16 protein-coding genes are annotated in these 11,999 nt (G+C 64.6%); 4 read left to right on the top strand and 12 right to left on the bottom strand.

Annotated elements, in window-relative coordinates; all coding sequences use genetic code 11:
- Positions 1-9 precede the first annotated feature (9 nt).
- Positions 10-942, bottom strand: coding sequence for a methyltransferase (locus DX905_RS07420; RefSeq protein WP_240320774.1), 933 nt, complete (start codon positions 940-942; stop codon positions 10-12).
- Between DX905_RS07420 and DX905_RS07415 the strand changes: the two genes are divergently transcribed.
- A complete protein-coding gene (locus DX905_RS07415; protein WP_205412208.1) occupies positions 899-2,323 on the top strand; it encodes a hypothetical protein in 1,425 nt (474 codons plus the stop codon). The genes DX905_RS07420 and DX905_RS07415 overlap by 44 nt on opposite strands.
- On the opposite strand, the gene DX905_RS07410 is transcribed toward DX905_RS07415, so the two are convergent.
- The gene (locus DX905_RS07410) at positions 2,320-2,706 is read right to left on the bottom strand and encodes an SET domain-containing protein (protein WP_116090783.1); all 387 of its coding nucleotides are present in this window, start codon (positions 2,704-2,706) and stop codon (positions 2,320-2,322) included. The two genes, DX905_RS07415 and DX905_RS07410, sit on opposite strands and share 4 nt — an antisense overlap.
- Before the next feature lie 94 nt (positions 2,707-2,800).
- Between DX905_RS07410 and DX905_RS07405 the strand changes: the two genes are divergently transcribed.
- Positions 2,801-3,979: an alanine racemase gene (locus tag DX905_RS07405; RefSeq protein WP_338053753.1), complete on the top strand. Its 1,179-nt coding sequence runs from the start codon at positions 2,801-2,803 to the stop codon at positions 3,977-3,979.
- 20 nt (positions 3,980-3,999) lie between these two features.
- On the opposite strand, the gene DX905_RS07400 is transcribed toward DX905_RS07405, so the two are convergent.
- The 5 genes from DX905_RS07400 to DX905_RS07385 form a co-directional block, all read right to left on the bottom strand.
- On the bottom strand, positions 4,000-4,197 hold the full coding sequence (locus DX905_RS07400; RefSeq protein WP_162875518.1) for a hypothetical protein: 198 nt from the start codon (positions 4,195-4,197) through the stop codon (positions 4,000-4,002).
- 314 nt (positions 4,198-4,511) lie between these two features.
- Positions 4,512-5,159 carry a retropepsin-like aspartic protease family protein gene (locus DX905_RS07395; RefSeq protein WP_116090781.1) on the bottom strand — a complete coding sequence of 216 codons (648 nt, stop codon included), beginning with the start codon at positions 5,157-5,159 and terminating at the stop codon, positions 4,512-4,514.
- 197 nt (positions 5,160-5,356) lie between these two features.
- Positions 5,357-5,809 carry a hypothetical protein gene (locus tag DX905_RS07390; protein WP_116090780.1) on the bottom strand — a complete coding sequence of 151 codons (453 nt, stop codon included), beginning with the start codon at positions 5,807-5,809 and terminating at the stop codon, positions 5,357-5,359.
- Positions 5,810-5,823: 14 nt separating this feature from the next.
- A complete protein-coding gene (locus DX905_RS16010) occupies positions 5,824-5,982 on the bottom strand; it encodes a hypothetical protein (RefSeq protein WP_205412206.1) in 159 nt (52 codons plus the stop codon).
- Positions 5,973-6,635, bottom strand: coding sequence for a hypothetical protein (locus tag DX905_RS07385; protein WP_162875516.1), 663 nt, complete (start codon positions 6,633-6,635; stop codon positions 5,973-5,975). Before DX905_RS07385 ends, DX905_RS16010 begins: the two co-directional genes overlap by 10 nt.
- Before the next feature lie 71 nt (positions 6,636-6,706).
- Between DX905_RS07385 and DX905_RS07380 the strand changes: the two genes are divergently transcribed.
- Positions 6,707-6,931, top strand: coding sequence for a hypothetical protein (locus DX905_RS07380; protein ID WP_116090778.1), 225 nt, complete (start codon positions 6,707-6,709; stop codon positions 6,929-6,931).
- Positions 6,928-7,092, top strand: coding sequence for a hypothetical protein (locus DX905_RS16005; protein ID WP_162875515.1), 165 nt, complete (start codon positions 6,928-6,930; stop codon positions 7,090-7,092). Before DX905_RS07380 ends, DX905_RS16005 begins: the two co-directional genes overlap by 4 nt.
- A 9-nt stretch (positions 7,093-7,101) precedes the next feature.
- Here the strand turns inward: DX905_RS16005 and DX905_RS07375 are convergent, their stop codons facing one another.
- From DX905_RS07375 to DX905_RS07355, 5 genes are all read right to left on the bottom strand, one after another.
- Positions 7,102-7,974, bottom strand: coding sequence for a PEP-CTERM sorting domain-containing protein (locus DX905_RS07375; protein ID WP_240320773.1), 873 nt, complete (start codon positions 7,972-7,974; stop codon positions 7,102-7,104).
- Between the two features lie 100 nt (positions 7,975-8,074).
- Positions 8,075-8,677: a phosphatase PAP2 family protein gene (locus DX905_RS07370; RefSeq protein WP_116090776.1), complete on the bottom strand. Its 603-nt coding sequence runs from the start codon at positions 8,675-8,677 to the stop codon at positions 8,075-8,077.
- A 6-nt stretch (positions 8,678-8,683) separates the two neighbouring features.
- Entirely contained in the window at positions 8,684-9,304 is a 621-nt protein-coding gene (locus DX905_RS07365) for an energy transducer TonB (protein WP_116090775.1), read from the bottom strand.
- Between the two features lie 63 nt (positions 9,305-9,367).
- On the bottom strand, positions 9,368-9,658 hold the full coding sequence (locus tag DX905_RS07360) for a hypothetical protein (RefSeq protein ID WP_116090774.1): 291 nt from the start codon (positions 9,656-9,658) through the stop codon (positions 9,368-9,370).
- Entirely contained in the window at positions 9,655-11,739 is a 2,085-nt protein-coding gene (locus tag DX905_RS07355; protein WP_116090773.1) for a portal protein, read from the bottom strand. Before DX905_RS07355 ends, DX905_RS07360 begins: the two co-directional genes overlap by 4 nt.
- Positions 11,740-11,999: the final 260 nt, after the last annotated feature.

The raw sequence follows: 11,999 nt of genomic DNA, 5'->3' as shown, positions 1-11,999 counted from the left end.
GCCGGCGCCTTATGGCCCCCTGCGCAGCGTCGCCGCGACAAGCGCGATACGATCGACATCGCGATAAGCAGGCCCATCCAGTTCCTCGCCGAACACGTCGGGATCCAGTTCTCGATAACAGAGAGAACAGCCGGCGCTGGCGGCCCTTTGGGCAAGAGCCGTGCGCAGCGCATCCTGCCCGCCCACAATTGCACTGCCGGTATAAAGGATAACGCGCCCCCCCGGCGCCACCCGGTCGAGCGCAGCCGTCGTCAGTTCGAGCGACAATTCGGCGCCGTGCATTCCGCCTCCGTCGCGATAGGTGCGTGCGCCGTCATCGACGATATATGGCGGGTTGATCGTGGCGATATCGATTGGGCCGTCCACACGCTCCAGTCCCGCGGTCTCGATTATATCGATCCGCGCCCCCGCCGCGGCGGCATTAAGTCGCGCGAAGCGGAGCGCCCGGGCGTTGATGTCGGTCATCGTGACACGCGCGTCCGGACAGGCAGTCGCAGCGACAATCGCGCCGGCGCCAGCGCCAGTGCCGATATCGACGATCCGGGCATCCGCTGCGGGCGCCTCGCACGAAAGTTCGCGCGCAATCAGATCGGCAAAGCGATAGCTGTCTGGTCCGAAGAAAACCGCCTCCTGCGTGACGGTCGGATAGGCCGAGTGGAGATAAAGCTTGCCGCGAAGGGCGGAGACGCGGATTCGGCTGCGCTGGCCGCTCGCGGCTGCTTCCAGCATGTCTGCCGTCGCCAGACACTCTAGAAGATCGGGCGGCATGACCCCGGGCTGAAACGGCAGGCTCCAACCGAGCACGTCTTCTATGGTGTGCGCAACCTGCCGGTCAGGTCGTGACAGGACGCGCGCGTGCGTCGCTGGGGTTGGCGTCACGAACGTATAATTTCGCTGCTTGAGCAGGCGCAGCAAATCCAGCAGCGCTGCGTCGGCTGGCATAGCGCGCGCCAATGTGGGGGTTTCCATAGAGCGGGATTGCCGCACCGCGGGCGATCGCGCAAGCAAGGCCCAGGGAGTAATTATGCGTTTTCTCGGTGTTACCGAAACCTGCGATCTGGCGGCGCTGTACCTGCGGCTGTTGGCCGAAGGGCACGAGGTGCGCGTGGCCATCTCGGAACCGCTGGCACAAGGGACGCTTGCCGGCTTGATCGACCAGGTCGCCGATTGGCGAGCCGAACTCGATTGGGTGCGCGCTGCCGGCCGGGACGGCGTGATCCTGTTCGAAAGCGTGTCCGAAGGTTTTGGTGCCCTGCAGGATGATCTCCGCCGGGACGGCTTTCAGGTCATCGGCGGCAGCGCCTATGGCGACCGCCTCGAGAACGACCGCGCCTTTGCGCAGCAATTATTGGCCGAGTTAGGCTTCCCCCGCGGCCATGTGTGGGAATTTTCATGCGCAGCGGAGGCCGGTGCTTTTATCGCGGCGAACCCGGCACGTTACGTCCTTAAATTCAGTGGCGCAGATCATAGTGCGGACGACACCTACGTCGGTGAACTGGCGGACGGAAGTGATGTGCGTGCGATGCTAGTCCATAAAGTCGCGCACCGGGGTAAGGTACGCTTCATCCTTATGGAGCATCTTGAGGGGATCGAAGTGGGCATCGGCGCCTACTTCGATGGCGAGCATTTCCTCACCCCGGCCTGCCTAGATTGGGAGCATAAGCGCTTCTTCGCCGGCGATATCGGAGAACTCACCGGAGAGATGGGCACGGTGGCCACCTATGATCGCACGGATCATTTCTTTGAAAGCACGCTTGCGCGGCTGGAGCCGCATCTGCGCGGGCGCGGCCACGTCGGCTATATCAACCTCAATACCATCGTGAATGCACGCGGCATCTGGCCGCTCGAATTCACCTGCCGCTTTGGATATCCGGGCTTCGCAGTGCTGGAGCCGCTGCAGGCTCTCTCCTGGGGTCTGCTGTTCCGACAGATGCTGGACGGCGTGGGAGGGCGCTTTCCGCATCACCCCGGCTTTGCGGTCGGGGTTGTCATGACGACGCCGCCCTTTCCTTATTCGCGGCATCAGGTGTCCGCCCCGGTCGGGCTGCCAATTTTGCTCGATCCGAGCCTCGACGAAGCCGAACGTCGTCATTTCCATTTCGGGGAGATCGGATCAGGACCAGGTGGCCTCGTCACCAGCGGCGTATATGGCTGGACCATGGTAATAACCGCCGTCGCGCCGACGGTCGCGGCGGCGCAGGCGCTCGCTTATGCGCACATAGGTCGGATCACCATCCCTAACGCGCGCTATCGGCGCGACATTGGCGATCGTCTGGCCGCGACGGATCTTGCCGCGCTCGAACAGCTCGGGCTTTTCGGCTAGAAGGTCAGACCGTTGGTGCGCACGCTGTCGCAGATCGTGCGATAATCCGAGGTAAGTTCGGTCCCCTCCGGCAGATTGTCTGCGGCGAAGTCTCGGCCAAAAGCGATGCCATCCGAAATCGTGTTGGGCGTTTCCGAATGGTTGAAGTGGCGACCGTTATCCCCGCACAGCACCCATAAACCGGTCTGCGCATGCCACGTGGAATATGTATGCAGGTAAGCCTGCATTGGGGGCGGCAAGCTGGCAATCTCATCCTTGGTATAGACCCGATCGATACGGCTATCATATTGCCAGATCAGGTCGCCCCTGCGCACCGGTTGCAGCAGGAAGATGCCGATTCCGTGGATGCCGCTCGGCTTCAACTCCGTCTCGACGATCATCATGCGGCACGGCCTTTCCCAAACAATGCAGCTGCATTGTCTCGGAATAGCGCAGCGTCAATTAACCTAGGCTAAGCCTGCCATTTCGTAAGCCCGGATGGTCAATTTGTCGCGGTGGCGGAATTCATCGTTTGGCCTCGTGCTTGGCGGGATTGCGCACGCGTTCGATCCCGGCCATCCCTTGACGATGGCGCTTCCCTCAACCCCATGCCTGGTGCTGGATGTCGACGCGTTGCGTCGCAATGTGGCTCGGATGGCGGAGTTCGCAAAGGACCGCGGCCTGCGATTGCGACCCCATGCAAAAACTCACAAAAGTCGGGAGGTGGCAGCTCTGCAGGCGCAGGCGGGGGCTGTCGGTATCTGCTGTGCGACATTGTACGAGGCCGAACAGCTCGCCGGCGCGGCGCCATCTATCCTGCTGACCTCGCCGATCGCAGGTCCGCAGGCTATCGCGCGTGTTGCGGCGCTGGTGGAGCGCGGTGTGGATTTGGCGGTGGTCGCCGATCATCCGGCCTTCCTCTCCGCACTGGCTACCGCGCTCCCAGCGGAAGGTCGGCTCAGCGTATTGGTCGATATCGATCCGGGCATGGGGCGAACCGGTGTGGCGTCCCCGGCTGATGCGGTGGCACTCGCCAGGGCGATCACAGCTCACGCCAGCCTGCGCTTCGGCGGCATCCAATATTACTGTGGGGGAGAACAGCACATTCCGGCGCTGGCCGCGCGGCGAGCGGCGATCGGTATGCGCAACATCCGCCTTGCCGGAACGATATCCGCGTTGACTAGCGCCGGCTTGCAACCGGCTGTTGTTACCGGCGGGGGAACCGGAACGCATGGCATCGATGCGGATGCTGGCCTGCTAACAGAGCTGCAGGCTGGTTCCTACGTCTTCATGGATCAGGATTATGGCGCATGCGAGTTGGGCGGCGCCGGCCCGTTCGAATTGGCGCTTACCGTCCACGCAACTGTTGTAAGCGCCAACCAGGCGGGATGGGTCACGATCGACGCGGGTATCAAGGCGATCGCTACCGATAGCGGCCGGCCGGCCGTGATGAGGGGAGCGCCTACCGATAGCGTCTATGGGTTCACCGGCGATGAATTCGGCCGTCTTGATTTGCCTGCGCAAGGCGCGCCGCTTGCAGTCGGCACGCGCATCGTCATGGCGGCATCGCATTGCGATCCTACCGCCAATCTGCATGGAATCTATCATTTGATGAAAGATAATGCTGCGGCCGGGATTTGGCTTGCGGAGGCTCGCGGCTACGGACCAACGCCCTGATCGGCGATAAAATTGTGATCTTACGGGTGTAAATCGCGCTCCGCGGCGTCGATAGCGGCAAGAAGCTGATGAAAATTGTGCCCGTCGTCGATGCGATAAATGCGTCGGAAACCCTGACCCAGGACCGAAAGGTCATGTTCTGTTAGCAGGCCCACCGCTACGACGCGATGCTCCTGCGCCTCATCGCGCCTCTTTCCGGCATACGCGTCGCTACTCATACTCATGGGTCCTTAACCGGCCAGAAGGGCTTAAGGTTGCCATCGTTCCGCAGGCGCGGCGATCATCAGACCATTGGTGCAGGCCTGCGCCGGAACAGGGCGGGCGACCGGCAGGTAGTGCAGCGGGCAAACGTACTCGCGTCATGCCGCGCCGGAGCCCGCCACCGATGAAAGCCTAACATGCACAAAAATTTCATGATTTCTTACTCCCCCAGCAACACGGGCGCGGCAAAGACGCACGAGGCGAGCAAATGATCCGCTACGGGCGCGCCGATCGTGCACGCTACTCGCACGGCCACTAAGCGCCGTTGCAGCTAATCCTTGGATCGCGCTTGTTCATTCAGCGGCTGCGGGTGATGGGGCACAAGGATCAGTGTTCGCCCCTCCACCCGCCAGCTTTGCAGACGCGATAGGAAGTTCATCCCGACGACCTCTGTCTGTTCCAAAGTGGGTGAAACCACCACTCCCAGGTCGCGCGCGACTATGTTACCAAGGCGCAGCTCTGACGCGGTTGCCGTTCTGGCCGTGATCGCGCCATTGGCGGTCTTCAGCACTACCGGGAACAATGCTGGCGTGGGTTTCAGTCCGGCTGCGATTGCCGTGGTCTCCGACACCGCGGTGAAAGTCGCGCGACTGTCCACCAGCATCCGGCGTTCCACCCCGTCAATCGTGACGCGAACCCAGAAGTGCCCATCGGGCGACATCGGGATGCGCATTTCCGTACCGGATACTTGCTGCTCGCCGCCGTCCAGGCGCAATATCCGGGTGAGATGCGCGAATGTGGGGTCGAACATCTGCCGTTGTTGCACGGTACCAAATAGCAGCACCAGCAGAAGAGCCCAGCAGGCCAGCCGCAGGAGAGTGCCGATGATTGGAATGCGCCGCGTCATCAAGCTTATCACGATCAAGGCAGCGAACGTGATCCCGGCATAAGCGAGCAGGCTGGGGGTAAGCGAGGACATTGGGTTTGGAGATGTCGTCGGAAAGCAGTCTGTACAAGGGCCTGTCGACAGTATCGACCCAGGGTCTCTCTTCGAGAGGGTAGATCGGCTAGTCTGCGCGACCGGTCGCCGGCCATGCGGTACGATAGCGATCACGGTCTGCTCGGCAGCGCGCGAGGTCCAAATCTCCATTGCGGATAGCAGCTTCCGCGCTGGCTCTACTCATTCCGCCGATTATTCCCTTCGGTAAGGGAGTCGGCAGGCACGGGTCCGGGCTCATCGCGGGGGGCGGAGCCGGGCTGGACAAAGAGAGCGGCGCGACCGGCTTCGATGTGACGCACGCGCTCAGCATCAAGGCAGTCAGCACCACCGGCGGCAGTCGCGGCATAGCTATATAGCTCCTGGTCGGACCGGCGGGCGAGCGTAGAAATGCGGGTTAGCTCGGCGGCGTGGCGTGCGTCGGCATCGATGATGCGGTCGCGCCCCTCCAATGCTATCTGGGCGGCGGCGACGTGGCTTGCCAGGACTTCGGGGAATTGCCGCATCTGGCCATCGGCCAGGCCGGCGTGATAACGCGCCTCTCCATAGGCCGCGATCGTCCGCTCTCCCAAAACGGCAAGGACCGCCGCCGCCAGTACGGCCGCGACGGTCCAGATCAGCTTGCTCCACATCGGCGTTCAGTCGGTTATGCAATGACGTGTTTGGTGGTGAGCCGTAGTACGACGTTGGCGACGGCGACCGCGCCCATGATTGCCGTCACGACCGTATCCTGGTCGATACCGGCGGGGAGCAGCTTGGTTGTGCCGAGCAGCGCGAAAAGCGTTGCAACGATATTCACCCACATCGTGCGACTCTGCCACCGGTCCAGTCTTCGCCGAGTTGGGCGCCGAGTGCCGCATGATCCTGCGCGAGCGCGTGGTGGTGGTTGATGATGTCGCGCTGATTGGCTTCGGCCTGCGCCTGCTGGGCCCGCTGGGTCAGCGCATGATGTTGGGACGCCTCGCTCTCGTAGATCGCCTGCAGCTGGTAAAAGGCCTGCGGGTCCTCCGCTAACAGCGCCGGATCGGGGCGCTGCGGCGAATAATTGGCCGCGATCTGCTCCAGATGGGCGGCATAGAGACGCTGTTGCTCGGCAAAGGCGGCATTGGCTTCGGCCATTGCGTTGCGCTTGGCTTCGGCCGCCGCCATCGTCGCCGATTGCAGGGCACGTTCGCGCTGGGCTTCCCGCTCGGCGACCTTCGTCTGAAGGTCCGGCGGCAGCTGCTCGAACAAGTCTTTGGCGTCGCTGTCCCAGGATATTGGCGGCGCGATGGCCGGGTCGCCCGGTTCCGCCGCCTGGTCCTGCTCGTTCTCGCCGGGCTCCTGCCCGGTCTCGTTTGAAGAAATCTCGTCCTCGCGCTCGTCCTCGAGCTGGTCGAGGAACTCCGCGAAATCTTCGACCCGGTCGTCCGCGGACGCCGGTGCGGAGGCCTCCGCATCATGCTGCAGATCGGCCATGCGCATCTCCTGTTGGTTGCGTTGGGAAAAGGATAGGGGCTACGAAATCGGTTCGACGAAAGGGGACGCGCATGCGCATCAGGAACAGGCAGGCCGCGCTGATCGCAGCCTTGATGGTGCTGGTGGCTGGTTTCGTGCTGTTCGTGCTGCCGCCCGCGGCTACCGATTCCGAAAAAGCGTTCCGTCTGGTCGTCGCCGTCGCTGCGTTGCTTGCCGCCGCGCTGCGTTGGCGCCGGGCCATTCGCGACGACGGTACTGTGGACCGTCCCCGTGACGGCGACGGGGAGGCGCGATGAGGAATATCGATTCCCGCACGCTCGCCTTCGGCGTCGCCATGCTAATTCTGGGCGGCGTCCTGCTGTACGCTGCCGCCAATCCGATAATGCGCTACGCCGGCGGTATCAGCGCTTTCGCGATCGGCTTAGGCGCCGTGCGCTACGGCCTCAGGCTCGAGTAAACGATCGGTTCAGCGCCCTGCGCGGGTGCCGCTCGCATTGCTGAGTTCCTCCGCCGCGATCCGCTGCAAGGTCACGGCGGTGGCCGGGCTCAGCCCGATTTCGTCGGCGGCTTTCTCGCGCGTTCCCAGCGTCCGGGGATCCACGCCGGTAACCCGGCCGAAGATCACCAGCGCCGCCAGATAATAGCCCGCAGCGCTCGCGTGATAATGGTCCCACGTCCACAGATCGATCTTGCCGAAGGCGATGCCGTCATAGGGATTGGGGTCCGCCACGCCCTGGTCCATCGCCCGCAACCATGCCTCGCCCACCGGCAGCGTGCCCGCGAACAGCTCGCCATTGGCCGCGATCGCCAGCGCATTGCCGCGCGCGATATCGTCGGTCATCGCCCGGATCGGTTTGCCCCGCCACGGTGTCCCCGCCGGGTAAGTCAGGTCGGCCCGCGACCAGGTCGTCTCCAGCAGCACCCGCACCCTTGGGTTGGCGGTCTTGAACATTGTCGCCAGCCGCGCCGCGTCGCGCACATGCGCCGCCGGATCGCCCGGCCGGACCTTGTCGAGCGTGCTGTAATCCTGCAGCACCACCACGTCCCACGCGCCGGCTAGCTGCGGCCGCTTGTTGGCGAGGTGGAAGGCGAAATCCTGCCCGCTCGCCGTCTCCAGGCTTACGTCCCACCCTGGCGCCGCCTGTTCGGCGAACCGCTTGAACAGCGCCGGCACGCCGCCAACGCCGTCCCGGTTGAGATCGTGCACCAGATCCGGCCGATAGGTTTTCACCGCCGATCCCGCGCCAAAGGTGAAGCTGTTGCCGACGAACAGGATTCGCTCGGCCGTCCCGGCGGCGGCCGGCGCGCATAACAATGCGATTGCGGCCGCGATTTTCAACAACCCATGCCTAAGCGCTGGCGGAACGAAGGAGATAAGCATCGTCTTCTCCCCTATCCGTTTCCAACGGCCCGGCAACGATCTGTATTTGGGCAAAGCTTTATGGTTCAAGCGCCCCTGCTTTGGCTTTGTCGTGTTTGGCAATCCGCCCGATCAGCCGCTCCGCCAGATAAACGCCCGCCTCCGCGACCAGCCCGACCGCCAGGCCCGCCAGCACGTCGCTCGGATAATGTTTGCCGCGCGGAATCTGGATCGCGCCCGTCGCCGCGGCAATGCCATAGGCCGTTGCCGCGCGCTCCGGATATTCGCGCGCATAGGCCCGTGCCACCGCCACCGCGCCGGCGGTATGGCCGGACGGGAAGCTGTTCAGCGCGCTGGCGTGCGCGTGGCCTTTCTCCGCTTTGTAGCGGCCGCCATTCGCGCGCACGAACGGCCGGGTGCGATCGATCCGGTGCTTGACCGCGCTCTTGATTTCCGTCGCCAGCAATTCGGCCGCCAGCATCCGGCCACCCGCACGTGCCAGCCGTCCGTTGCCCAGGATCAGCCCCGCCGCGAACGTTATCGCGCAGATCGTGATCAGCGGAGGCTGGTCGGCCAGCTCGCTGGCCTTTCCCGCCGCCCGGACAAACAGGCTGTTCCGCCCCGGTGCGACTGCATCGCCCACGGAAATGTCGGCCTTCTCGGCCGTGCTGCGTTTTCTCATGCGGTCTTAATGCTTGGCCGCGCCTTCCGTGCCTTGATCGGGAATCAGCGACATGATGTAATAGCGCACCCCGGCGGCAGGCTCGGCCGAGGCGGTTTTCGGCGCCTTGATCACCAAGGATTGCGTCACCGATCCGCACACTGCCGCATCGGTCTGCCCATTCCCGCTCGAGGCCATGATCTCGCATTCCAGCGCACGCCCATCCTGGCCGAACACCACCATCAGGCTCACCGGCTGCACATAGCCGGGCGGGAGCGCTGCGACCCTGGTCTTGGCATAGATCCGCGCGCGCGGCTGGTTCTGCTCCATCGTCCAGGTCATGGCGAGCCGGTACTCGCCCGCGATCGCCTTGCCGTCGGCGTCGCGTGCCGGCTCGAACCGGCTGCGCGTCTGCGCCAGCGTGCAGGTCGCGCTGTCGAGCGATACCGATTTGCTGCTTTCGGTCACGGCGCAGCGATCGACCCGTCCGTCAGGCCCGATATGCAGCACGGCGGACACGATGCCGGTCTCGCCGCGCTTCATCGCCTTGGCCGGATAATCCTCGAACGTGATGCGCCCGCTGTCGCTCAACCGTTGTGGCGGATGGGCGAAGGCGACGGCCGCCTGCAGCGCCATGATCATCAACATTTCAGCCCCCGACTCCCCAGCGGTGCTCCATTGTAGGGCAAATCGTGGCCTGAAAACCAGCCGTTACAGGAATCGCCGCCGCGCCTCGGGCAATCGGGCGATGCGGTCGGCATGGTCCTGCGCCGCCTGTTCCAGCTTGCCGGCGTTGACGATGTGCGTGACGTGCGCCTCGATCTGGTCGACGATCTTGGCGGCCATGCCCAGCTTGAGCAAAGCGGCCGTGTCGCTCGGCATCAGATCGGCGGCCCGGTCGAAATAGGCGCGGCGCAACGTCGCCAGCACCTCGCGCAACCCGCCATCCTCCTCGTAAAACGCCTGCCAGCGCGCACCGCGGTGGATCGGGTCCTCGTTCATTGGTCGAGCGCTCCGCCCTGCCGCAGCGGCGCGATATCGCCTGGCGGACGCCGCCCGCAGCCGCGCCGTCGCGACCCCGTCTGCTCCGCTTCGAAGCGGCGTTCGGCCAGGCTGAACTCCATCGCCATCCGCTCGCGCGCCAGCGCCGCCTCGGCGGTGGCCCTGTCGCGCGCCAGCGCGACCTCCGCTGCGGAGGTGTCGCGCTCCAGCTGCAGCTTGAGCGCGCTTTCCTCGCGCAGCGCGTCCAGCTTGGCCTGGCCTTGCTGGCGCCCGAGCATCAGGTCCGCCTCGGCCTTCTGCCGTTCGAGCATCAGCCGCTGGCGCTGCGCCTCGGCATCGGCCTGCGCCTTGACCATCGCCGCATCGGGCGGGGCGGGGGCCTGGCCCTGGCCGGCGGCGGGGTCCTGGAAATAATCGGTGGGAATGCCAAGCCCCGCATCCCGCACCATCGCCGACAGATTCTTGAAGATGTTGCGCGGCGTCGCCAGCCCCACCGGCAGCGCTTCCTTCTGCATGTCGAGCATCTGCGCGCGATATTGCAGTCGTTGGTCCTTGCGGCCGGAGCCCAGCCCCACCCGCGCCGTCGCCGACAGGCCGCTCGGCCACCGCCTTGGATCCACCGTCCGCGCCTGCCCGTCCACGCGGATCGCGAACGGCTTGCCCACCGCCACCATCAGCCGCAATTTCTTGGCGAACAATCGCGCCAGCGCTTCGGCGAAGTTGCGCGCGACATATTCCTCCATCTGCTGGCCCTGCGCCTGCATCAGCGCGGTACCGGTCGCGGTCTTGTTGAGCGCGTCCGCGTCCAGCCCCTGGTTCAGCCGCGTGATCCCGGTCCGGCTCTCGCGCTCGCCGGTGATATATTCCAGCATGGTCATGCCCTTGGCCATGTCGAACGCTTCGTACAGCGGCTCGGGCTTGCTCGGCCCGCGCCCGCGCACCAGCCCGCCCGGCCGCACCATCAGCAGATCGTCGATCGTGTCCTCGGTCATGCATTCCTGCGGCACGTACATGCGCGGATTGTTGGTCAGGTACAGGCCGTTGAGCTGCTGCCGCAGGATCACCGATTTGATCCGCTGCAAATCCATCACCTTGTCCGCCAGGCTGTGGCCGACCATGCGGTGCGCGCGCGGGAACGGGCACCACACCACGAACGGATTCTCGTCCACCTCCTCCACCTCGAGGATGACGTCGTCGACGCGGAAGATCTTGACCAGCTCGTCCACGCCGTCGCCGTCCAGGTCGATGCGTTTATATTCCTCGCGCAGCCACAGCTTGCGCGTGGTCGACGGCGCGATCTGCGTCTCGTCCAGCCAGCGCGCATTGCTGCGCATGTCGAGCCGGATCGGCATGCTGTCCGCCGGCAAACTCTCCACCAGCGCGCGGTCGAAGCCCATCGCGATCAGGTCGCTCACGCTCTTGGCCGATCGGTGGCACAGATAGTCGCTGTCATCCTCGTGCCGCGTGCGGCTGGCGAACAGGAATTCCTCCGATGGGATCGGATAATCAACGAAGCGCACTTCCTGCGTCCGCTCGACCGCCTCGATCAGGAAGCTGCCGTCGCCATTGTCGGTCGCCGCCGATATCTCCGCGCCATTGCCGTGCAGCGCCGCCAATTGGTCCTCGCTTACCAGCCCGCGCCTTTTGACCACCTTGTCATGCGTCTCGGCGCAGGTCTTGGCGATGCCGATCTTCTCGATCAGGCCCGACTGGATCCAGTCGTGGATTACGCGATAGCCGTCCTGCCCCTTCATGAAGCTATAGGTCACCGCCGCCGTCGCCTCCTCGGCCGCCGCCTCGCCCTCGGCCTCGGCGCTCTCGAACTCGACCACGCGGTCGCCGGCGACGATCGTGCGCGACGTGCTGATCGTCATATAATCGACGACCTCGGCGACGTCGGGCGTCACTACCTGGCTCAGTCCCTCCTCCTCGTCGCCGAACGGCCGCGCCTCGTAATAATCGATCGCCACCGATTGCTCCTCGGCCAGCGTGCTGTCGCGAAACGACAAGGCCAGCCGCTCATCCTCCGCCAGCAGGGCGGCAAGCTCGGCATGCGTGATTGCGTCGGGCATGGTCGCCATGAACGATCCTTTCAGAAATTATCGTCGCCCAGCGAAGGCTGGGGCCTCAGGAGGAGGCGCAGATCCTCAACTGCATCGACCACCTCGGCACAGTGGCGGCTCGGGGTGGCACGGACCTCGCCTAAAGCCGTCATCCCGGCGCAGGCCGGGATCCATTCCGCGGCGAGGCGTCCAGTCCGGAAGCGCGTCCGCCCCACCGCCGTTCGTGCTGAGCGAAGTCGAAGCACCGCTCTTCCTCGCCCGGTCAGACATGTTCTTGC

The sequence above is a fragment of the Sphingomonas crusticola genome (genome assembly GCF_003391115.1).
In the GTDB taxonomy this organism is placed as follows: Bacteria; Pseudomonadota; Alphaproteobacteria; order Sphingomonadales; family Sphingomonadaceae; genus Sphingomonas_I; species Sphingomonas_I crusticola.
The sequence above is the reverse complement of the archived record's forward strand: the minus strand, read 5'-3'. Positions and strand labels throughout refer to the sequence as shown.